The 21,967-nt window shown below is 74.8% G+C and carries 20 protein-coding genes; 16 read left to right on the top strand and 4 right to left on the bottom strand.

Translation table 11 applies throughout. The features are described from left to right. The first annotated feature begins 206 nt into the window (after positions 1–206). Positions 207–2,261, top strand: coding sequence for a SpoIIE family protein phosphatase (locus tag ACF08D_RS09455; RefSeq protein ID WP_392221975.1), 2,055 nt, complete (start codon positions 207–209; stop codon positions 2,259–2,261). 58 nt (positions 2,262–2,319) lie between these two features. Beyond that, a complete protein-coding gene (gene hemW, locus ACF08D_RS09450) occupies positions 2,320–3,561 on the top strand; it encodes a radical SAM family heme chaperone HemW (RefSeq protein WP_392221974.1) in 1,242 nt (413 codons plus the stop codon). A gap of 35 nt (positions 3,562–3,596) precedes the next feature. On the opposite strand, the gene ACF08D_RS09445 is transcribed toward hemW, so the two are convergent. Both ACF08D_RS09445 and ACF08D_RS09440 read right to left on the bottom strand, forming a co-directional pair. Continuing rightward, entirely contained in the window at positions 3,597–4,397 is an 801-nt protein-coding gene (locus tag ACF08D_RS09445; protein ID WP_392221973.1) for a DUF3097 domain-containing protein, read from the bottom strand. Between the two features lie 44 nt (positions 4,398–4,441). After that, the gene (locus ACF08D_RS09440) at positions 4,442–5,164 is read right to left on the bottom strand and encodes an MBL fold metallo-hydrolase (RefSeq protein ID WP_392221972.1); all 723 of its coding nucleotides are present in this window, start codon (positions 5,162–5,164) and stop codon (positions 4,442–4,444) included. Between the two features lie 170 nt (positions 5,165–5,334). Here ACF08D_RS09440 and hrcA point away from each other — a divergent pair, with 170 nt between their 5' ends. The 9 genes from hrcA (at position 5,335) to ACF08D_RS09395 (ending at position 14,425) form a co-directional block, all read left to right on the top strand. Further along, on the top strand, positions 5,335–6,351 hold the full coding sequence (hrcA, locus tag ACF08D_RS09435) for a heat-inducible transcriptional repressor HrcA (RefSeq protein ID WP_392221971.1): 1,017 nt from the start codon (positions 5,335–5,337) through the stop codon (positions 6,349–6,351). Beyond that, positions 6,352–7,491: a molecular chaperone DnaJ gene (dnaJ, locus tag ACF08D_RS09430; protein ID WP_392221970.1), complete on the top strand. Its 1,140-nt coding sequence runs from the start codon at positions 6,352–6,354 to the stop codon at positions 7,489–7,491. A 90-nt stretch (positions 7,492–7,581) separates the two neighbouring features. Continuing rightward, entirely contained in the window at positions 7,582–8,658 is a 1,077-nt protein-coding gene (locus ACF08D_RS09425) for a nitronate monooxygenase (protein ID WP_392221969.1), read from the top strand. Next, entirely contained in the window at positions 8,655–9,386 is a 732-nt protein-coding gene (locus ACF08D_RS09420) for a 16S rRNA (uracil(1498)-N(3))-methyltransferase (RefSeq protein ID WP_392221968.1), read from the top strand. Before ACF08D_RS09425 ends, ACF08D_RS09420 begins: the two co-directional genes overlap by 4 nt. Positions 9,387–9,704: 318 nt before the next feature. After that, on the top strand, positions 9,705–10,967 hold the full coding sequence (locus ACF08D_RS09415; RefSeq protein ID WP_392221967.1) for an ATP-binding protein: 1,263 nt from the start codon (positions 9,705–9,707) through the stop codon (positions 10,965–10,967). After that, positions 10,964–12,082: a tetratricopeptide repeat protein gene (locus tag ACF08D_RS09410; RefSeq protein WP_392221966.1), complete on the top strand. Its 1,119-nt coding sequence runs from the start codon at positions 10,964–10,966 to the stop codon at positions 12,080–12,082. The genes ACF08D_RS09415 and ACF08D_RS09410 overlap by 4 nt, the downstream gene beginning before the upstream one ends. A 40-nt stretch (positions 12,083–12,122) precedes the next feature. Next, the gene (locus ACF08D_RS09405; protein WP_392221965.1) at positions 12,123–12,482 is read left to right on the top strand and encodes a histidine triad nucleotide-binding protein; all 360 of its coding nucleotides are present in this window, start codon (positions 12,123–12,125) and stop codon (positions 12,480–12,482) included. A 21-nt stretch (positions 12,483–12,503) separates the two neighbouring features. Further along, complete coding sequence (locus tag ACF08D_RS09400; RefSeq protein ID WP_392221964.1) at positions 12,504–13,409, top strand: ribonuclease Z; 906 nt, start codon at positions 12,504–12,506, stop codon at positions 13,407–13,409. An 11-nt stretch (positions 13,410–13,420) separates the two neighbouring features. Then, positions 13,421–14,425 (top strand): adenosine deaminase, encoded by a 1,005-nt coding sequence (locus ACF08D_RS09395; RefSeq protein ID WP_392221963.1) that lies wholly within the window; start codon positions 13,421–13,423, stop codon positions 14,423–14,425. Positions 14,426–14,518: 93 nt separating this feature from the next. On the opposite strand, the gene ACF08D_RS09390 is transcribed toward ACF08D_RS09395, so the two are convergent. After that, positions 14,519–15,847: an MFS transporter gene (locus tag ACF08D_RS09390; RefSeq protein WP_392221962.1), complete on the bottom strand. Its 1,329-nt coding sequence runs from the start codon at positions 15,845–15,847 to the stop codon at positions 14,519–14,521. Between the two features lie 263 nt (positions 15,848–16,110). On the opposite strand from ACF08D_RS09390, the gene ACF08D_RS09385 reads away from it, so the two are divergent. The 5 genes from ACF08D_RS09385 to ACF08D_RS09365 all read left to right on the top strand — a co-directional run bounded on the left by ACF08D_RS09385 (position 16,111) and on the right by ACF08D_RS09365 (position 20,498). Further along, positions 16,111–17,223, top strand: coding sequence for a carbohydrate kinase family protein (locus ACF08D_RS09385; RefSeq protein ID WP_392222343.1), 1,113 nt, complete (start codon positions 16,111–16,113; stop codon positions 17,221–17,223). Between the two features lie 119 nt (positions 17,224–17,342). Then, entirely contained in the window at positions 17,343–18,365 is a 1,023-nt protein-coding gene (locus ACF08D_RS09380) for a PhoH family protein (RefSeq protein ID WP_392221961.1), read from the top strand. Positions 18,366–18,379: 14 nt separating this feature from the next. After that, on the top strand, positions 18,380–18,877 hold the full coding sequence (gene ybeY / locus ACF08D_RS09375; RefSeq protein ID WP_392221960.1) for an rRNA maturation RNase YbeY: 498 nt from the start codon (positions 18,380–18,382) through the stop codon (positions 18,875–18,877). Beyond that, the gene (locus ACF08D_RS09370) at positions 18,874–20,145 is read left to right on the top strand and encodes a hemolysin family protein (protein ID WP_392221959.1); all 1,272 of its coding nucleotides are present in this window, start codon (positions 18,874–18,876) and stop codon (positions 20,143–20,145) included. The genes ybeY and ACF08D_RS09370 overlap by 4 nt, the downstream gene beginning before the upstream one ends. Then, positions 20,142–20,498: an MmcQ/YjbR family DNA-binding protein gene (locus tag ACF08D_RS09365; RefSeq protein WP_392221958.1), complete on the top strand. Its 357-nt coding sequence runs from the start codon at positions 20,142–20,144 to the stop codon at positions 20,496–20,498. The genes ACF08D_RS09370 and ACF08D_RS09365 overlap by 4 nt, the downstream gene beginning before the upstream one ends. Here the strand turns inward: ACF08D_RS09365 and ACF08D_RS09360 are convergent. Continuing rightward, complete coding sequence (locus ACF08D_RS09360) at positions 20,495–21,940, bottom strand: MFS transporter (protein WP_392221957.1); 1,446 nt, start codon at positions 21,938–21,940, stop codon at positions 20,495–20,497. The genes ACF08D_RS09365 and ACF08D_RS09360 overlap by 4 nt on opposite strands. Positions 21,941–21,967: the final 27 nt, after the last annotated feature.

The following is a 21,967-nucleotide window of genomic DNA, read 5'->3' as shown; positions in this document are numbered from 1 at the left end:
GGCCGGGAAGGCCGGGGAAGCCGGCAAGGCACGGACGGCCGGGAAGGCCGGGCAGACCCGGAAGGCACGGAAAGCCGTGGGCGGTGCGCCGCCCACGGCTTTCCGTATGGGCGAGTTGGATGACTCGGTGCTTATGGGCGTGCTCGATCTGTCACCCTGTCGGTGTCCGACGACGAGCCGACCCAGGAGCCGACGAGGAGCCGCACGTGGGGTCCCTACCGACACAGCGCGCGACCACCGGAGAACTGCTGCTGCCGCCCCACCAGCCGCCTCCGGGGCACTCCGTCGCGCGCACCAGCCTGCCCGGCAACCCGCTCGCGCCCGGCGCCGCCCGCCGCTTCGTCCGGGCCGCGCTCGCCGACTGGACCGGCCTCGCGCTGCCCGCCGCCGCGACCATCACCGAGCGGGTCGCCGACGACGCCGTCCTGGTGGCCGGCGAGCTGGTGACCAACGCCGTCGTCCACGCCGGGACCACCGTCGACCTGCTCTTCCGGCTGGAGGACCCGGCCGGCGGCCGGCCCGCCGCGCTCGTCCTGGAGGTCTCCGACCACCACCCCACCAGGACCGTCCGCCACGAGCACCAGCACCCGGACGACGGGGACGGCCTGGACGAGTACGGTCGCGGGCTCCAGCTCGTCGCCGCCCTCGCCGAGTGCTGGGGCATCACCTACCGGCCCGGCCTCAAGACCGTCTGGGCCCGGCTCCCCCTCGACGGCTGGGACACCTGCCCGGTGCCGGGCCCCGAGCCGGCCCTCCGGCGCGAGCTGCGCGCCGCCGAGATCCTCGCCCCGGCACCGCGTCGGGTGGTGCGCGACGACCACGAGTGGGCGGGGCGCGGGGCGCTGTCGTTCCTCGCGGAGGCGTCCGACCTGCTGGCGGGGCAGCTCGACGAGGACTTGGTCGCCGCGCTCGCCGGCCAGCTCCTGGTGCCGCGCCTGGCCGACTGGTGCGCCTTCTGGCTGGAGGGCGACGGCGGGGCGGCCGGCGGCGCCCCGCGGCTCGCCCGGGTGTGGCACGCCGACGAGTCGGCACTCGAACCGCTGCGCTCGGTCTTGGAGAAGGAGCCGCCCGGGATGCCGGAGCCGCCCCGCACCGGCCCGGTGCCCGTCCCCTGGCCGGTGGCGGCCCGGCAGGCCCCTCCGGCCGGCCCCGGCCGGCCCCCTGGCAAGAACGCCCAGCCCGAGGGCCGCACCGGGAACACCGGCCGTACCGCGAACGCCGGGAACACCGTCCGCACCGGGAACGCCACGAGCACCTGTGAGCGGGGCACCGCCCTGGCGTACCGGCTCGTCGTCGGGGGCCACGCGCTCGGCACCCTGATGCTCGGCAGGCGCGGCGGGGCCAGGATCCCCGGCGCGGTCACCACCCTGGTGGAGGACTTCGCGCGCCGGGTCGCCCTGGCCATCGGCGCGGCCCGCCGCTACACCCGCCAGGTCACCATCAGCCGGGTGCTCCAGCGCGGTCTGCTGCCCAGCCAGGTCGCCCAGATCCCCGGCGTCGAGAGCCGTGTGGTGTACGAGCCCAGCGACGACGGGCTCGCGGGCGGCGACTTCTACGACGTCTTCCAGGCGGGCCCCGGGGCGCGCCGCTGGTGCTTCATGCTCGGCGACGTCCAGGGCAGCGGCCCCGAGGCGGCCGTGGTCACCGGCCTCGCCCGCCCCTGGCTGCGGCTGCTGGCCCGCGAGGACCACCAGGTCGGCCACGTCCTGGACCGGCTGAACCGGCTGCTGCTCGACGACGCCACCGAGGCCGCGGAGGCCGCCGCGTCGATGGTCGCCGCCGCCGGGGAGCTGCCGGGCGGACCGCCCCCGGCGCAGCCGCAGTCCCGGTTCCTGTCGCTGCTGTACGGCGAGCTGGTGCCGCTCGCGCCGGAGGACGGCGGCGGCGCCCGGTGCACCCTCGCCTGCGCGGGGCACCCCCTGCCGCTGCTGCTGCGCCCGGACGGCACCGTGACGCCCGCCGCCACGCCGCAGGTGCTGCTGGGCGTGGTGGACGACGCCCGGTACGAGAGCCACACGTTCCACCTGGCGCCCGGCGACACCCTGCTGTGCGTCACCGACGGCGTCACCGAGCGCCGCTCCCGTACGGGCCGGATGTTCGACGACGGCGACGGGCTGGCCGCGGCGCTCGCCGGCTGCGCGGGCCTGCCCGCTCCTGAGGTCGCCGACCGCATCCGGCGGGCGGTCCACGCCTTCGGCGAGGCGCCCGTACGGGACGACCTCGCGCTGCTGGTCCTCCAGGCCCGGCCGCTGCCCCGGTGACGGCCGCCGGTCGCCCCGGCACGGTACGGACGCCGGGCAACCGCCGCGGTGACGGACAATGGGCGGTATGCCTTCCGTACTGCCCGATGGTGAGCCCATGCCCGAGGACGGCGCGCTGCCCGCGTCCGCCCTGCTCGGGGCCGGCGAGCGGCCGCTCGGGTTCTATCTGCACGTGCCGTACTGCGCGACCCGCTGCGGCTACTGCGACTTCAACACCTACACCGCCACCGAGCTGCGCGGCAGCGGCGGCGTCCTCGCCTCCCGGGACAACTACGCGGCGACCCTGGCGGACGAGGTGCGCCTCGCGCGGAAGGTGCTCGGCGACGACCCGCGCCCGGTCCGCACGGTCTTCGTCGGCGGCGGGACGCCCACGCTGCTCGCCGCCGCCGACCTGGTGGCGATGCTCGGCGCGGTCCGCGAGGAGTTCGGGCTCGCGGACGACGCGGAGATCACCACCGAGGCGAACCCGGAGTCGGTCGGCCCCGCCTACCTGGAGGAGCTGCGGGCGGGCGGCTTCAACCGGATCTCCTTCGGCATGCAGAGCGCCCGCGAGCACGTCCTGAAGGTGCTCGACCGCACCCACACCCCCGGCCGCCCCGAGCGGTGCGTCGCGGAGGCGCGGGCGGCGGGCTTCGAGCACGTCAACCTCGACCTGATCTACGGCACGCCCGGGGAGAGCGACGACGACTGGCGCGCCTCGCTCGACGCGGCGATCGGCGCGGGCCCGGACCACGTCAGCGCCTACGCCCTGATCGTCGAGGAGGGCACCCGGCTGGCGCGCCGCATTCGGCGGGGCGAGGTGCCGATGACGGACGACGACGTCCACGCCGACCGGTACCTGATCGCCGAGGAGCGGCTGTCGGCGGCGGGCTTCGACTGGTACGAGGTGTCCAACTGGGCCACCTCGGACGCGGGGCGCTGCCTGCACAACGAGCTGTACTGGCGCGGCGCCGACTGGTGGGGCGCGGGCCCCGGGGCGCACAGCCATGTGGGGGGCGTGCGCTGGTGGAACGTGAAGCACCCCGGCGCGTACGCCGCCGCGCTGGCCGGCGGGCGCTCGCCGGGCGCGGGGCGCGAGCTGCTGTCGGAGGAGGACCGGCGGGTCGAGCGGGTCCTGCTGGAGCTGCGCCTGCGGGAGGGGTGCCCCCTGGGTCTCCTGAAGCCCGCGGGCCTGGCCGCCGCCGGGCGGGCGGTAAGGGACGGGCTCCTGGACCCCGGTCCTTACGCGGAGGGGCGCGCCGTCCTGACGCTGCGGGGCCGCCTGCTCGCCGACGCGGTGGTGCGGGACCTGACCGACTGACCGACTGACCCGCCGGGTCCCGCCCGGGACACCCCCTAGGGTGCCGTCACGAAATCGATCAGCTCCTCGACCCGGCCCAGCAGCGCCGGCTCCAGGTCCTTGTACGACGTGACCTTCGACAGGATGTGCTGCCAGGCGGCGCCCGTGTTGTCCGGCCAGCCCAGCGCGCGGCAGACGCCCTTCTTCCAGTCCTGGCCGCGCGGCACGGTGGGCCAGGCGGGGATGCCGACCGACGCGGGTTTCACGGCCTCCCAGACGTCGATGTACGGGTGCCCCACGACCAGGGTGTGGGCGTCCGTCACCGAGGCGGCGATCCGGGACTCCTTGGAGCCGGGCACCAGGTGGTCCACCAGGACGCCGAGACGGGCGTCCGGCCCGGGGCCGAAGTCCCGGACGACGGCCGGAAGGTCGTCGACGCCCTCCAGGTACTCCACGACCACGCCCTCGACGCGCAGGTCGTCGCCCCACACCCGCTCCACCAGCTCCGCGTCGTGGCGCCCCTCGACATAGATGCGCCCCGCGCGGGCCACACGCGCGCGTGCCTCCGGTACGGCGATCGAGCCGGAGGCGGTGCGCGTCGGGCGGGCGGGCCCCGACGGCGGGCGCACCAGCGTCACCGGGCGTCCCTCCAGCAGGAAGCCGCGCGGTTCGAGGGGGAAGACCCGGTGCTTGCCGAAGCGGTCCTCCAGCGTCACCGTGCCGGCCTCGCAGCCGACCACCGCGCCGCAGAAGCCGGTACCCACCTCCTCCACCACCAGATCGAGGTCGGCGGGCACCTCGGGGACGGGTGCGGACTTCTTCCACGGAGGCGTCAGATCGGGCTGGTAGCTGCGCATCCGCCAGACGCTACGACATCCGCCGGACGCCGCGACACCCCGCGCTACGACACGCCGAACCGCCGGGCCAGCTCGTCGCGTTGGGCTCGGACGAAGGCGGCGTCCACCACGGCCCCGTGCCCCGGCACGTACAGGGCGTCCTCGCCGCCCAGCTCCAGGAGCCGGTCCAGCGCGGCCGGCCAGCGCGAGGGGACGGCGTCCGACCCGGCCTGGGGGTCGCCGGACTCCTCCACCAGGTCCCCGCACAGGACGACCGGCCGGGGGCCCGGCACCAGCACCGCCAGGTCGTGGCCGCTGTGGCCCGGCCCCACGTTCGCCAGGAGCACCTGCCGGCCGCCCAGGTCGATCGTCCACTCGCCGCACACCCGGTGGTGCGGGACGACCAGGACGTCGGTTGCCTCCACGGCGTCCGCCTCGGCCACCCCGTGCCGTACGGCGTCGTTCCGCAGCGAGTCCCGGCCGCCGGACAGCAGGGCGTCGACGCCGACCGCGCCGTACACCTCCGCCCCGGCGAAGGCGGCCGTGCCGAGCACATGGTCGAAATGCGGGTGGCTGAGTGCGACATGCGTCACTCTCCGGCCGCCCATCAGCGCCTGGGCCTGGGCCCGGATCGCGGCGCCCTCACGCAGCGTGGCGCCCGTGTCGTACAGCAGCGCGCCCGCCTCGCCGACCACCAGGGCCGTGGTGGCGTCCCAGACGGGCAGCCTGCGGCGCCCGGCGCCTTCGGCCAGGCGCTCCCATCCGAACTCTTCCCAACTGACGTCCATACCGCGACGCTATCGGCAACCACCAGCGCCGTCGCGCGGTAGCGTGGTCGGCCGCCCTTGCTACGGGCGCACCCCGGCGCCGTACACTGGCCGGGGACCACTGGCACTCGGACAGGGCGAGTGCCAGCTAAGCGGGAAGAACGAACCACCGTCAGCTGGAGGTGCGCGCGATGCTGAGCGAACGCAGACTCGAGGTGCTGCGCGCCATCGTCCAGGACTACGTGGGCACCGAGGAGCCGGTCGGCTCCAAGGCCCTCACGGAGCGCCACAACCTCGGCGTCTCGCCCGCCACCGTGCGCAACGACATGGCGGTGCTGGAGGACGAGGGCTTCATCGCCCAGCCCCACACCAGCGCGGGCCGCATCCCCACGGACAAGGGCTACCGCCTCTTCGTCGACCGGCTCGCCGGCGTCAAGCCGCTGTCGTCGCCGGAGCGGCGCGCCATCCAGAACTTCCTGGACGGCGCCGTCGACCTCGACGACGTGGTGGGCCGCACGGTACGGCTGCTGGCGCAGCTGACCCGGCAGGTCGCGGTCGTGCAGTACCCCTCCCTGACGCGCTCCACCGTGCGTCATGTGGAACTGCTGCCGCTGGCCCCGGCCCGGCTGATGCTGGTCCTGATCACCGACACGGGCCGGGTCGAGCAGCGCATGATCGACTGCCCTGCGCCCTTCGGCGAGGCGTCCGTGGCCGACCTGAGGGCCCGGCTGAACAGCCGTGTCGTCGGCCGGCGCTTCACGGACGTGCCGCAGCTGGTGCAGGACCTCCCCGAGTCCTTCGAGGCGGAGGACCGGGGGACCGTCTCCACGGTGCTGGCCACCCTGCTGGAGACCCTGGTGGAGGAGACCGAGGAACGGCTGATGATCGGCGGCACCGCCAATCTCACCCGCTTCGGGCACGACTTCCCGCTGACGATCCGGCCGGTGCTGGAGGCGCTGGAGGAGCAGGTGGTGCTCCTGAAGCTGCTCGGCGAGGCCACGGACTCGGCCATGACCGTACGCATCGGGCACGAGAACGCCCACGAGGGCCTCAACTCCACGTCCGTCGTCGCGGTCGGCTACGGTTCGGGCGACGAGGCAGTCGCCAAACTCGGCGTGGTCGGACCGACCCGCATGGACTACCCCGGAACGATGGGAGCGGTACGCGCAGTGGCACGTTACGTCGGACAGATCCTGGCGGAGTCGTAAGTGGCCACGGACTACTACGCCGTACTCGGCGTGCGCCGCGACGCGTCCCAGGACGAGATCAAGAAGGCGTTCCGGCGGCTCGCCCGCGAGCTGCACCCGGACGTCAACCCGGACCCGAAGACCCAGGAGCGGTTCAAGGAGATCAACGCCGCCTACGAGGTGCTGTCGGACCCGCAGAAGAAGCAGGTCTACGACCTCGGCGGCGACCCGCTGTCCGCGTCCGGCGGCGCCGGGGGCGCGGGCGGGTTCGGCGCGGGCGGCTTCGGCAACTTCTCCGACATCATGGACGCCTTCTTCGGTACGGCGTCCCAGCGCGGCCCCCGCTCGCGCACCCGCCGCGGCCAGGACGCCATGATCCGGCTGGAGGTCGAGCTCCAGGAGGCGGCCTTCGGCACCACCAAGGACATCCAGGTCGACACGGCCGTCGTCTGCACCACCTGTTCCGGTGAGGGCGCCGCGCCCGGCACGTCGGCCCAGACCTGCGACATGTGCCGCGGCCGGGGCGAGGTCTCCCAGGTCACCCGGTCCTTCCTGGGCCAGGTCATGACGTCCCGCCCCTGCCCGCAGTGCCAGGGCTTCGGCACCGTCGTCCCGACCCCGTGCCCCGAGTGCGCGGGCGACGGCCGCGTGCGGTCCCGCCGTACGCTCACGGTCAAGATCCCGGCCGGTGTGGACAACGGCACCCGCATCCAGCTGGCCGGCGAGGGCGAGGTCGGCCCCGGCGGCGGCCCCGCGGGCGACCTGTACGTGGAGATCCACGAGCTGCCGCACCCGGTCTTCCAGCGGCGCGGGGACGACCTGCACTGCACGGTGACCATCCCCATGACGGCCGCCGCACTGGGCACCAAGTGCCCGCTGGAGACGCTGGACGGGCTGGAGGAGGTCGACGTCCGCCCCGGCACGCAGTCCGGCCAGTCGATCCCGCTGCACGGGCGCGGTGTCACGCACCTGCGCGGCGGCGGGCGCGGCGACCTGATCGTGCACGTCGAGGTCCAGACGCCGTCGAAGCTGGACCCGGAGCAGGAGCGGCTGCTGCGGGAGCTGGCCAAGCTGCGGGGCGAGGAGCGGCCGACCGGCCAGTTCCAGCCGGGCCAGCAGGGGCTGTTCTCCCGCCTCAAGGACGCCTTCAACGGCAGGTGACGCGCACGGGACCCGGCCGGTGCGGCCGGGTCCCCGGGCGGGGTGCCCTCCGGGTGCGGCGCGCCGGCGGGGGCGTGACACCATGCGTGCATGTCCTCCGCACTGACCGATCTCTGCCCGTACCCGATCGTGCAGGCCCCCATGGCGGGCGGCGCCTCCTGCCCCCGGCTCGCCGCCGCCGTGTCCGACGCCGGCGGCCTGGGCTTCCTCGCCGCCGGGTACAAGACCGCGGACGGCATGTACCAGGAGATCAAGCAGGTCCGCGGGCTGACCCCGCGGGCCTTCGGCGTCAACCTGTTCATGCCGCAGCCCGGGCAGGCCGACCCCGCCGCCGTCGACGTCTACCGCGACCAGCTCGCCGGCGAGGCCAACTGGTACGACACCCCCCTCGGCGACCCCGACGCCGGGCGCGACGACGGCTACGAGGCCAAGCTGGCCATCCTGCTGGACGACCCGGTGCCGCTGGTGTCGTTCACCTTCGGCTGCCCGGCGCCCGAGACCCTCGCCGCGTTCCGCCGCGCCGGGACGCTCACCGTCGTGACCGTCACCTCGCCCGACGAGGCGCTGGCCGCGCGGGCGGCGGGCGCCGACGCCGTGTGCGTCCAGGGCGTCGAGGCCGGCGGGCACCAGGGCACCCACCGGGACGACCCGGAGAGCGGGGGATCCGGTACGGGCCTGCTGTCGCTGGTCGCCCTGGTCAAGGAGGCCGTCGACCTGCCGGTCGTGGCCGCGGGCGGCCTGATGCGCGGCGGCCAGATCGCCGCCGTCCTCGCGGCGGGCGCCGACGCCGCCCAGCTCGGCACCGCGTTCCTGGTGTGCCCCGAGTCGGGCGCCAACGACCTGCACAAGCGGGCCATGACCGACCCGCTGTTCACCCGCACCGAGCTGACCCGTGCCTTCTCGGGCCGGCCCGCGCGGGGCCTGGTCAACCGGTTCATGCACGAACACGGCCCGTACGCCCCGGCCGCGTACCCCGAGGTCCACCACCTGACCAGCGGGCTGCGCAAGGCCGCCGCCAAGGCGGGCGACCCGCAGGGCATGGCGCTGTGGGCGGGCCAGGGCCACCGGCTGGCCCGCGACCTGCCCGCCGGGCGGCTGGTGGAGGTCCTCAAGGCCGAGCTGGACGCCGCCGCGGCCTCCCTCGCGCCCCGGGGCGGCACCGCGTGACCGCGCCGGTGTTCCTGGTGGAGCGGGTCACCGGCGGCACCGTCACCCTGGACGGGCCGGAGGGACGGCACGCGGTGTCCGTGCGGCGGCTGCGGGTCGGCGAGGAGATCGTCCTCACCGACGGCGCCGGCACCGGGGCGTACGGCACGGTCGCCGCCGTCGAGGGCAAGGACCGCCTCGACGTCGCGGTGCGCGAGGTGCGGACGGAGCCGGAGCCGTCGCCCCGCATCACCGTCGTCCAGGCCCTGCCCAAGGGCGACCGGGGCGAGCTGGCGGTCGAGACCATGACCGAGACCGGCGTCGACGCGATCGTGCCGTGGGCCGCGTCCCGCTGCATCACCCAGTGGAAGGGCGACCGTGGCCTGAAGGCCCTCGGCAAGTGGCGGGCCACCGCGCGCGAGGCGGGCAAGCAGTCGCGCCGGCTCCGCTTCCCGGACGTCGCCGACGCGGCGACCACCCGCCAGGTCGCCGAGCTGATCGGGCGCGCCGCGTTCGCCGCCGTCCTCCACGAGGAGGGCGCCCTGCCCCTGGCGACCGCCGAACTGCCCGCCACCGGCGACATCGTGCTCGTCGTGGGCCCCGAAGGGGGCGTCTCGCCCGAGGAATCGGCCGCCTTCGCCGAGGCGGGCGCCCGGCCCTACCGCCTCGGCCCCACCGTGCTGCGCACCTCGACCGCCGGAACGGCCGCCACCGCCCTGCTCCTGGGACGCACCGGCCGCTGGTCCTGACGGCCGGCCGGACCCGCTGGGCCTCGACGGCGGACGGCCGGACCCGCTGGTCCCGGCGGACGGCCGGACTGCCGGTGCCGACGGACGGCCGAACCTGCTGGGCCTCGACGGCGGACGGCCGAACCTGCTGGGCCTCGACGGCGGACGGCCGGACCCGCTGGTCCCGGCGGACGGCCGGGCTCGCGGTCTTCACCGCCGCCCCGCCGGACCCGCTGCCCCCGCCCGTCCCGGTGCCCCCGGCCGTCCCGTGCCCCCGGTTGTCCACAACTCCGGGGGTCCACCGGGCCGGTTGTCGGACCCGGTCCGTAAGGTGGCCGCATGTCCGACGAGTCTCCTCTCATCCGCAGCCTGCGCGCCGCCGTCGCCGCCGCGCCCGGTGACGTGCCCCTGCGGCTGCACCTCGCCGAACTCCTGCTCCAGGAGGGGCGCGGCGACGAGGCGGTCGCCGAGGCCGCCGCCGCCCTCCAGCACGCCCCCGGGGACGCGGACGCCCGCGCCCTGATGGGCCGCGCCATGGGCATACCGCCCGCGCCCCCCGTACCTCCTGCTGCCGCGCCGTCCCCCGGGCCCCGCCAGGACTTCGACTGGGCCGCCGCCGAGCAGGAGGTCGGCGACCTCGTGCCGCCCCGCTTCGTCGAGGGGGCGGAGGCGCCCCTCACCGCCGACGGCCTGGGCGACGGCCCGGGCGACGCCGGCGCCTGGGACGTGGAGGTGCCCGGCGCCGTGCGGCTCGCGGACGTCGGCGGCATGCAGGAGGTCAAGGACCGCCTGGAGGCCGCGTTCCTGGCGCCCATGCGCAACCCCGAGCTGCGCAAGCTGTACGGCAAGAGCCTGCGCGGCGGCCTGCTGCTGTACGGGCCCCCGGGCTGCGGCAAGACGTTCATCGCCCGCGCGGTCGCCGGTGAACTGGGCGCGAGCTTCCTGTCGGTGTCGCTCAGCGACGTCCTGGACATGTACATCGGCGCCTCCGAGAAGAACGTCCACGACATCTTCGAGACCGCCCGTGCCCAGGCGCCCTGCGTGGTGTTCCTCGACGAGCTGGACGCGCTGGGAGCCAAGCGCAGCCGCAGCCACCACAGCGGCCTGCGCAACGTCGTCAACCAGCTCCTCACCGAGCTGGACGGCATCGCCGCCGGGAGCAACGAGGGCGTGTTCGTCCTCGCCGCGACCAACGTCCCCTGGGACGTGGACATCGCCCTGCGCCGCCCGGGCCGCCTCGACCGCACCCTGCTGGTGCTGCCGCCCGACGCCGCCGCCCGGGAGGCCGTCCTCCGCTACCACCTGCGCGACCGGCCCATCGAATCGGTCGACCTGGCCAAACTGGTCCGGGCCACCGAGGACTTCTCCGGCGCCGACCTGGCCCACGTCTGCGACAGCGCCGCCGAGACCGCGCTGCTGGACTCGGCCCGCACCGGCACCGTACGGATGATCAACATGCGGGACCTGCTGGGCGCCGCGAAGCAGATCCGGCCGTCCACCGACCCCTGGTTCGCCGCCGCCCGCAATGTGGCGACCTTCGCCAACGACGGCGGCATGTACGACGACCTCCTCGCGTACCTGAAGCGGAAGCGCAAGCTGTGACCGGCCCGGGGCCCGCCACGCCGCCGTCCCTGACGCTCGAACGGGCCGGGGCGCTCTACGACCTGGAGCGGTACGAACAGGCCGCCGCCCTCGCCGCGCAGCACCTCGCCCAGCAGCCGGACGACGCCGCGGCGCTGGCCCTGCTGGCCCGCTGCCGGCGGCACCTCGGCGACCACGCGGAGGCGCTGCGGCTGGCCGACGAGGCGCTGCGCGCCGACCCCGAGCTGCCCTCCGTGTGGCTGCTCCGCGCCGACCTGCTCGCCCAGGGCCCGGCGCGCGGGCCGCAGTGGGCGGCGGCCGAGGACTCCGCGCGCCGCGGGATCGCCCTCGTACCGCACCACTGGGCCGGGTACCACGTGCTGGGCACCATCCTCGCCCGCTCCGGGGACCGCTCCCGGGCCGGCGAGGCGTACGCGCTCGCGCTGCGCTCCGTCGAGCTGGGCCCCGAGGAGGACGCCACCCACTTCCTGCTGGGCCTGACGGCGTACCAGCTCAAGGACTACCGCACGGCGGAGCGGGCCTACGAGAACGCCCTCCGCCTCAATCCGCAGAGCAGCGAGGCCCACAACAACCTGTCGCTGCTGCACCTGCGCCGCCGCTGGTACACGCGCGGGGCGTGGACCCGGGCCGCCGAGGGGTTCGTCGACTCGGCCGCGCTGGACCTCGGTGACCGCGAGGCCCGCTTCAACCTGGAGACCATGGCCTGGGGCACGGCGGCGGGCGCCCGCTGGGTGGCCCTGGCCGGCTTCCTGGCCGCCGGAGTCGGCTCCGCCCCGCTGCGCGGCGGGAGCGGCGGGGCCGCGGCGCTCACCGGTGAGCTGATCGGCGCCGCCGTGGTCGCCGGCCTGTGGACCGCCTGGTTCCTGTGGATGCGGCGCCGGGTGCCGCCCCGGCTGCGCCGCCCCCTGCTGCTGATCTCCCGCAGCTGCCCCCCGGTGCTGTGGATGGCGGGCGCGGTCGGCCTGCTGGGCCTGCACTCGGTGGCCACCCTGGCGCTGCCCACCGCCGACGCCGGGGTGATCGCCGCGCTGGGCGGACCGCTGTTCTGGGCCGTGGTCCTCACGTACTGGGTGAGCAGGTCCGCCCTCAACAGGCGGGCGCCGGGCCGCCGATAGAGTGCCCCCGTACCCGACAGGAGACAGAAAGGACCTGGCCATGGCCGGAGAACCGCAGAACGACTGCCTGTTCTGCAAGATCGTGGCGCGGGAGGTCCCGGCCACGATCGTCCGTGAGTCGGAGACCACCCTCGCCTTCCGCGACATCAACCCGCAGGCCCCCACCCACGTCCTGGTCATCCCCAAGGCGCACCACCGGGACGCCGCCGCGCTGGCCGCCGCGGCACCGGACGTCGCCGCCGATGTGCTCCGCGAGGCCGGGGCCGTCGCCGAGGACGAGAAGACCGCCGACTCCGGCTACCGCATCGTCTTCAACACCGGTACCGGCGCCGGGCAGACCGTCTGGCACGCGCACGCCCACGTCCTCGGCGGACGCGGTCTGACCTGGCCCCCCGGCTAGCCGCGGGACGGCCACGGAACCATGTCCGTCAGGGAACTCGTCGTGCTGGGCACCGCAAGCCAGGTGCCCACCCGGCACCGCAACCACAACGGCTACCTGCTGCGCTGGGACGGCCAGGGCGTCCTCTTCGACCCGGGCGAGGGCACCCAGCGCCAGATGCTCCGCGCCGGGGTCGCCGCGCACGACATCGACCGCATCTGCGTCACCCACTTCCACGGCGACCACAGCCTCGGCCTCGCCGGGGTCATCCAGCGCATCAACCTCGACCAGGTGCCGCACCCGGTGACCGCCCACTACCCGGCGAGCGGGCAGCGCTTCTTCGACCGGCTGCGGTACGCGACGGCGTACCGCGAGACGGTGCGGCTCACCGAGGCGCCGGTCGCCGAGGACGGGGTGCTCGCCACGGGCCCCACGTACACGCTGGAGGCCCGGCGGCTGTCACACCCCGTCGAGTCGTTCGGCTACCGGCTCACCGAGCCCGGCGGGCGCCGCATGCTGCCCGGGCTGCTCGCCGCGCACGGCATCACCGGCCCCGACGTCGGCCGCATCCAGCGCGAGGGCGCGCTCGGCGGGGTGCGGCTGGAGGACGTCAGCGAGCCCCGGCGCGGCCAGCGTTTCGCGTTCGTCATGGACACCCGGCTGTGCGACGGTGTCCACGCGCTCGCCGAGGGCTGCGACATGCTGGTCATCGAGTCGACGTTCCTCGACGAGGACGCCGTGCTCGCCGAGGACCACGGCCACCTGACGGCCGGCCAGGCGGGCGCGGTCGCCCACCGGGCGGGCGTGCGCCACCTGGTCCTCACCCACTTCTCCCAGCGGTACACCGACCCCGACGCCTTCGCGCGGCAGGCCCGGGCGGCCGGGTTCGGCGGCGAGCTGACCGTCGCCCAGGACCTCGTCCGCGTCCCGCTCCCCCCACGCAGGTAAGGCCACGCACCATGCACCTCCCCGAAGCACTCCCCAAGGCGGAGCTCCACCTCCACATCGAGGGCACCCTCGAACCGGAGCTCGCCTTCGCCCTCGCCGCGCGCAACGGCGTCACCCTGCCGTACGCCGACACCGAGGAGCTGCGCCGGGCGTACCTCTTCACCGACCTCCAGTCCTTCCTGGACCTGTACTACGGGCTGATGGCCGTGCTGCGCACCGCCGACGACTTCACCGAGCTGGCCGACGCCTACCTGGCGCGGGCCGCGAGCCAGGGTGTCCGGCACGCCGAGATCTTCTTCGACCCGCAGGCGCACACCGAGCGCGGGGTGCCCTTCGGCACGGTCGTGGAGGGCCTGGCGCGGGCGCTGGACCGCTCCGAGGAGCGGCACGGCGTGTCCACCCGGCTGATCATGTGCTTCCTGCGCGACAAGTCGGCCGAGTCGGCGATGGAGACCCTGCGGGCGGCCGAGCCGTATCTGCGGCACATCACCGGCGTGGGGCTGGACTCGGCGGAGGTCGGCCATCCGCCGTCCAAGTTCGCCGAGGTGTACGAGGTGGCCGGGGCGCTCGGGCTGCGGAAGGTGGCGCACGCGGGCGAGGAGGGCCCGCCCGCGTACATCCGCGAGGCCCTGGACGTCCTGGGCGTGGAGCGGATCGATCACGGCCTGCGCGCCATGGAGGACGACGAGCTGGTGGCGCGGCTGGTGCGGGAGCGGGTGCCGCTGACGCTCTGCCCGCTGTCCAACGTCCGGCTGCGGGCGGTGGACGTCCTGGAGGACCACCCGCTGCCGTCGATGATGGCCGCGGGGCTGATGGTGACGGTGAACTCCGACGACCCCGCCTACTTCGGCGGGTACGCGGGCGACACCTTCCACGCGGTGCGCGAGGCGCTGGCCCTGGGGGAGGAGCAGCTGCGCGAGCTGGCCCGCAACTCGTTCCTGGCCTCGTTCCTGGACGACGACGAGGACCGCAGGGCGCGGTACCTCGCCGAGGTCGAGGCGTACGACTTCGACTGACGCCCGGCCCCCGTCTCGTACCCCGTCGCCGTCCTGCCCGTCGCCGTCCCAGCCGTCGCCGGCGCGGACGACGAGGACCGGGCAGGCCCGCCGTCAGCCCTGCTGGCCCGAGGGGCCCGCCTGGCGGTAGGCGCGGCGCCGGACCAGGAGGGGCGCCAGGGAGCGCACGGGGAATTCGGTGACCGGCTGCTCCGGCGCGCCGATCTGCGGGGCGGCCAGGCCCGTCGCCGCGCCCGTGGTGCCCGCGACGACCGCCGCGGGGGCACCGCCCCGGCGCCGGACCGCGCCCGGCACCAGCGGGCGGCCCGAGGTGTGCAGCGCGACGGCGGTCAGCGGCCCGGCGAGCAGGACCAGTACGGCGCCCAGCACCAGCCCCATGCCGGGGTAGCCCGCCCGCTCGGACAGCAGGCTCCCGGCGACGGGGCCGCAGGCCACGCCCAGGGAGGATGCCGAGCCGGCGAGCACCGCCCACCGCCCGCGCGGGTCCAGGGAGGCGGCCAGGCCGATCAGGTACGACAGGACGACCGGGTAGCAGGCGTTCCACAGGATCTCGCCCGCCGCGAAGGAGGCGAGGCCCTCGGCGGCGGAGCTGAGCGCGATGCAGCCGGCGATCACGACGGTGCCGAGGCCGATCGGCAGGGCGCGGCCGAGCCGGGCGCCCAGCGCGCCGGCCGCGGTGACGCCCAGCAGTCCGGCGCCGAGCGCCGCCGCGAACACCGCGCCGACGGTCACCTCGCTGAGGCCCGCCTGGGTGAGGCCGATCCGGCCGCTGACGCCCCACAGCGCGTTCTGCGCCATCGACCAGCAGACCATCGCGCCCGCCAGCACCAGCCCGGCGCGCGGCCGGGGCAGCGGGGAGGCCGCTTCCCGGACCTCGCCGGTGTCGTGGCCGGTCTCCAGCCGGGCGGTGGCCGGCCAGACGGCCGCCGCGACCAGGGCGAGCGCGGCGAAGGGCAGGGCGTGCCCGCCGCCCAGGTGCGGGATCGTCAGGTAGAGCGCGCCGGCGGTGGCGGACACGGTCAGCAGGCCCAGGGTGGAGGCGCGGTGCGGGTCGCGGCGGCCCGCGATGCCGGCGGCGGCGACCGCGGTGGCGGTCCCGGAGCCGATGCCGCCGGCCACGGCACCGGCGACGACCAGCGGGACGGCGGAGGCGAGGGCGGCGCAGCCGTAGCCCGTCGCGGCGGCCAGCAGGCCCGCGCGGGCCAGCCGGCGCGGCCCGTACCGCTCGACGCGGGAGGCGAGGGTGAAGCCCGCGGCGGCGGAGCCGAGGAGCAGCCCGGAGCCGACGAGTCCGGCCTGCGCCGGGGTCAGGCCGAGTCCGGCGGAGAGGCGGCCGACGACGGTCGGGAGGAGGTACGAGGCGAGGTAGCCGGCGGTGAAGACGGCGACCAGCGGCCACAGGGCGCGCGGGCGCGAGGGCATGGGCGTTCCCGGACGGGAGAAGGGCGGGGGAGGGGTGGGCGCCCGGTGTCGTACGGGAGTCGTGCACGGGAACGCGGGGCAATTTGTATCAAGGTCACCGGCCGCACGCGAAGGCGAGAATCTGTGATCTGTGTCACAAAGAGTTTGCGGTGGGTTGAGCCGGGTAACAACCGCACTTCTTCCGGGCCGGACGGCCGCCGCGGACGGCGAGAATCGGGCACACTGTCCTGATCCGTACCGCGACCGGGGAGCCCGCCGTGACCATGTCCCGAGGAGAGCAGCAGCAGCGGCAACACACGGCCGGAATCGACCCGTTGGACGCCCTGCGCACCCCCGCCGACCCGGAGTGCGACGTCTTCCTCACCGGCACCGTCTTCCTCGACATCATCTTCACCGGCCTCGACAGCGCCCCCGTGCGCGGCACCGAGACCTGGGCGCGCGGCATGGGCTCCAGCCCCGGCGGCGTCGCCAACATGGCCTCCGCCCTGGCCCGGCTCGGCCTGCGCACCTCCCTGGCGGCGGCCTTCGGCGACGACCACTACGGCGAGTACTGCTGGGACGCCCTGGAGCAGGGCGAGGGCATCGACCTGTCCCGCTCGCGCACCGTGCCCGGCTGGCACTCGCCGGTGACCGTCTCCATGGCGTACGAGGGCGAACGCACCATGGTGTCGCACGGCCACGAGGCCCCGCCGCCGGAGGGCGCCCTGCCCGCGTGCCCGCCACGCGCGCGTGCCGCCGTCGCGTCCCTCGTCCCCGGCCGCCCCGAGGAGTGGGTCGCCGAGGCCGCCCGCCGCTCCACCCGGATCTTCGCCGACGTCGGCTGGGACGACACCGGCCGCTGGGACCTGGCCGCCCTGCCGGACCTGGACCACTGCGAGGCGTTCCTGCCCAACGCCGAGGAGGCGATGCGCTACACCGGCACGTCCTGCCCGCGCGCCGCCGCCCGGGCGCTCGCCGACAAGGTGCCCCTCGCCGTCGTCACCCTGGGCTCCGAGGGCGCCTACGCCGTGGACGGCGCCACCGGGGAGTCCGCCGAGGTGCCCGCCATCGAGGTCGCCGCGCTCGACCCGACCGGCGCCGGGGACGTCTTCGTCGCCGGGTTCGTCACCGGCACCCTGGCCGGCTGGCCGCTCGCCGACCGGCTCGCCTTCGCCGGGCTCACCGCCGCCCTGTCGGTGCAGGAGTTCGGCGGCTCGCTGTCCGCCCCCGGCTGGGTGGAGATCGCCACCTGGTGGGACCGCGTCCAGGGCCTGCCGGGCCAGGACCCGGCGGCGCTGGCCCGGTACGCCTTCCTGGACGCCCTGCTGCCCGCCCCGACCCGGCCCTGGCCGCTGCGGCGGGCCGTGCCCACGATCGGCTTCGGGCGCTCCGCCTGACCGCGGGTGCCCGAAAAGCCTTCGGGGTTGTCAGCGCCACGACGTACGCTTGATGTCCAGAGGTTGTCGAGCAGCGAGAACCCCGCAACGGAGGTATGTGCAGGCCTGAGAGCCGGCCCATGACGCAGACACCCACAGCCCAGACCCAGCAGGCGCGCGCGCAGTTCACCGTCCCTGCCAAGCACCCCATGGTGACCGTGCTCGGCTCGGGCGACGCACTGCTCCGCGTGATCGAAGAGGCGTTCCCGGCCGCCGACATCCATGTCCGGGGCAATGAGGTCAGCGCGGTCGGACCGGCGGGCGAAGTCGCTCTGATCCAGCGCCTGTTCGACGAGATGATGCTGGTGCTCCGCACCGGGCAGCCGATGACGGAGGACGCGGTGGAACGCTCGATCGCCATGCTCAGGGCGAGCGAGAACGGCACGGCCGAACCGGGGCAGGAGAGCCCCGCCGAGGTGCTCACCCAGAACATCCTCTCCAGCCGCGGCCGCACCATCCGCCCCAAGACGCTCAACCAGAAGCGGTACGTCGACGCCATCGACAAGCACACGGTCGTGTTCGGCATCGGCCCCGCCGGCACCGGCAAGACCTACCTGGCCATGGCGAAGGCGGTCCAGGCCCTGCAGTCCAAGCAGGTCACCCGGATCATCCTGACCCGGCCCGCCGTCGAGGCGGGCGAGCGGCTCGGCTTCCTGCCCGGCACGCTCTACGAGAAGATCGACCCCTACCTGCGGCCGCTGTACGACGCGCTGCACGACATGCTCGACCCCGACTCGATCCCGCGCCTGATGGCCGCGGGCACGATCGAGGTCGCGCCGCTGGCGTACATGCGCGGCCGGACGCTCAACGACGCCTTCATCATCCTCGACGAGGCGCAGAACACGAACCCCGAGCAGATGAAGATGTTCCTCACCCGGCTCGGCTTCGACTCGAAGATCGTCATCACCGGCGACATCACCCAGGTCGACCTCCCCGGCGGCACCAAGAGCGGTCTGCGCCAGGTCCGGGACATCCTGGACGGCGTCGAGGACGTCCACTTCTCGACCCTCACGTCGCACGACGTCGTACGGCACAAGCTCGTCGGCCGTATCGTCGACGCGTACGAGAAGTACGACAGCCACCACGGGTCCCACGGGAAGTAGAGCGCACGAGCACCATGTCGATCGACGTCAACAACGAGTCAGGCACCGAGGTCGACGAGCAGTCGATCCTCGATGTCGCCCGGTACGCGCTCACCCGGATGCGCATCCACCCCCTCTCCGAGCTGTCGGTGATCGTGGTGGACGCGGAGGCCATGGAGCAGCTCCACATCCAGTGGATGGACCTGCCGGGCCCCACGGACGTCATGTCCTTCCCCATGGACGAGCTGCGCCCGCCCGCCAAGGACGACGAGGAGCCCCCGCAGGGCCTCCTCGGCGACATCGTGCTCTGCCCCGAGGTCGCCGCCAAGCAGGGCCAGGACGCCCCGACGCAGCACTCCATGGACGAGGAGCTCCAGCTCCTCACCGTCCACGGAGTGCTGCACCTCCTCGGGTACGACCACGAGGAGCCGGACGAGAAGGCCGAGATGTTCGGGCTCCAGGCGGCGATCGTCGACGGCTGGCGGGCGGAGAAGGGCCTGACGGGCCCCTCGCCGGCGCCGACCGTCTCATGACCGCCCAGCTCGTCCTCGGCGCGGTCGCGCTGGTCGTGGTCGCCTGGCTCGCCGCCTGCGCGGAGGCCGGCCTCGCGCGCGTGACCAGCTTCCGTGCCGCCGAGGCGGTCCGGTCCGGCCGGCGCGGCTCCGACCGGCTGGTCCAGGTCGCCTCCGACCCCACCCGCTACCTCAATCTGGCGCTGCTCGTCCGGGTCGCCTGCGAGATGGCCGCCGGGGTGATGGTCACCTACGTCTGCCTGATCGAGTTCGACCGGACCTGGGCGGCCCTGCTCGTCGCCGTCGGCGTGATGGTGCTCGTGTCGTACGTCGCCGTCGGCGTCTCGCCCCGCACCATCGGCCGCCAGCACCCGCTGAACACCGCCACCGCCGCCGCGTACGTCCTGCTGCCGCTCGCCCGCGTCATGGGCCCGGTGACCCAGCTGCTGATCCTCATCGGCAACGCCCTCACCCCCGGCAAGGGCTTCCGCAAGGGCCCCTTCGCCTCCGAGGCCGAGCTGCGCGCCATGGTCGACCTCGCCGAGCAGGAGTCGCTGATCGAGGACGAGGAGCGCCGCATGGTGCACTCCGTCTTCGAGCTGGGCGACACCCTGGTGCGCGAGGTGATGGTCCCGCGCACCGACCTCGTCTCCATCGAGCGGTACAAGACCGTCCGCCAGGCCCTCACCCTGGCGCTGCGCTCCGGCTTCTCCCGCATCCCGGTCACCGGGGACAACGAGGACGACGTCGTCGGCATCGTCTACCTCAAGGACCTCGTCCGGAAGACCCACATCAACCGGGACTCCGAGTCCGACCTGGTCTCCACCGCCATGCGGGCCGCCACCTTCGTCCCCGACACCAAGAACGCCGGCGACCTGCTGCGCGAGATGCAGCAGGAGCGCAACCACTGCGCCGTCGTCATCGACGAGTACGGCGGCACGGCCGGCATCGTCACGATCGAGGACATCCTGGAGGAGATCGTCGGCGAGATCACCGACGAGTACGACCGCGAGCTGCCGCCCGTGGAGGAGCTGGGCGACGGCCGCTTCCGGGTCACCGCGCGGCTCGACATCGGCGACCTGGGCGACCTGTTCGGCCTCGACGCCTACGACGACGAGGACGTCGAGACCGTCGGCGGGCTGCTCGCCAAGGCGCTCGGCCGGGTGCCGATCTCCGGCGCCACCGCCGTCGTCGACCTCCCGGACGGCCGGGCGCTGCGCCTGACGGCCGAGTCCCCGGCGGGCCGCCGCAACAAGATCGTCACGGTGCTCGCGGAGCCGGTCGCATGACGCCCGCCCGGCTGCGCGCGCTCTGCCTCTCCTTCAACGGGGCGGTGGAGGACTTCCCGTTCGGCCCCGAGACGTCGGTCTTCAAGGTGGAGGGCAAGCTCTTCGCGCTCTCCGCCCTGGACGCCCGGCCGCTCACCGTGAACCTCAAGTGCGACCCCGAGGACGCGGAGCGGCTGCGCGCCGAGCACCCGGGGACGATCGTCCCCGGCTACCACATGAACAAGCGCCACTGGAACACGGTCACCGTCGGCGACCTCCCCGAGCGCCAGGTGCGGGAGCTGGTCGAGGACTCGTACGACCTGGTCGTCGCGGGCCTCCCCAGGGCCACCCGCCACCGCCTGGACCGGCCCTAGGCCCGCTCGTCCTGGGCCCGGCCCGCGCGGCGGCTTCCCCGGCTCGTCCGCAGGCCCAGGGCGATCACGGCCGCGGCGGTCAGGACGATCGCGGCGTCGGCCGCCAGGACGGTGCGGACCCCGCCGTAGAGGTCGGGGCCCGCGGTGGCCAGGGCGCCGAGCAGGGGGATGCCGACCGTCAGGCCGACCTGCTGGGTGGTGGTCACCAGCCCGGTCGCCAGGCCCTGTTCGGCGTCCGGCACCCCGGACGTCACCGTCAGCCCGTACGCCACGATCGCGCCCAGGTGGCACACGCTCGCCAGCGAGACGCCCACCGCCGCCAGGAGCACGCCCGACGACGGGCCGATGCCCAGCAGCAGGGCGACGAACAGCCCCTGGCCCAGCAGGGAGCCGGCCAGCGTCCGCCGGGCGCCGAACCGGCCGATCACCCGGGCGGCCACCGTCCCGGCGGCGGCCGACAGCAGGCCCTGCACCCCGAAGACCAGCCCCGTCCCGAACGCCGAGAGGCCCAGCGTCTCCTGGAGGTACAGGGTCAGCACGAAGACCACCGCGCTCATCATCGAGAAGGTGACCAGTCCGCCCAGATTGCCGAACGCCACCGTGCGCCGCCGCAGCATCGGCAGCGACACCAGCGGGGCGCCGTGCCGGGACTCCACCACCGTGAACGCCACCAGCAGCACCACGCCCGCCACCAGCGTCAGCTGGACGTCCCTGCCCCCGAAGCCCCGCTCGGCCGCCGTCGACAGGGCGTGAATCAGCGCGAGCAGCCCGCCGGTGACGGTGACGGCACCCGGCACGTCGAGCCGGGGCCGGACCGGCGTACGGGACTCCGGCAGCAGGACCACCGCGAGCGGCAGCACCACCAGCGCGCACACCGCCAGCAGCCCCATCGTCGAGCGCCAGCCCAGCGTGTCGGTCATGACACCGCCCAGCACCATGCCGGTGGTGAAGCCCAGCGACAGCAGGGTGCCGCTGATGCCCAGCGCCCGATCGCGCTGCGGCCCCTCCGGGAACGTCGTCGTCAGCAACGACATCCCCGTCGGTACGATCATGGCCGCGCCCAGCCCCTGGAGCGCCCGCCCCGCCAGGAACGACGCCGGGTCCCACGCGCAGGCCGCCAGCAGCGACGCCGCGCCGAACAGGGCCAGCCCGGCCAGCAGCAGCCGGCGCCGCCCGTACAGGTCCCCCACCCGCCCGAACAGCAGCAGGAACCCGCCGGACGGCAGCGCGAACGCCGTGACCGCCCACTGGAGCGCCGACCGGCCGAGCCCCAGGTCCGCACCCAGCACGGGCAGCGCCACGTTCAGTACGGAGAAGTCGAGCGCCACCATGAACTGGGCGGCGCACAGCACGAAAAGGATCAGGCGGGCCCGGCCGGTCAGCCGCCCGGGCGCGGGCGCGGCGGCGGACGTACCGCTCCGCGCGGAGGTGTCGATGGTCATGTGCCCACCCTTCGGCCGGCCGGGCGC

Source organism: Streptomyces sp. NPDC015131 (assembly GCF_043079975.1).
Lineage (GTDB): Bacteria > Actinomycetota > Actinomycetes > Streptomycetales > Streptomycetaceae > Streptomyces.
Note: the sequence above shows the minus strand (reverse complement) of the source record. Positions and strands in the feature narration are given on the sequence as shown.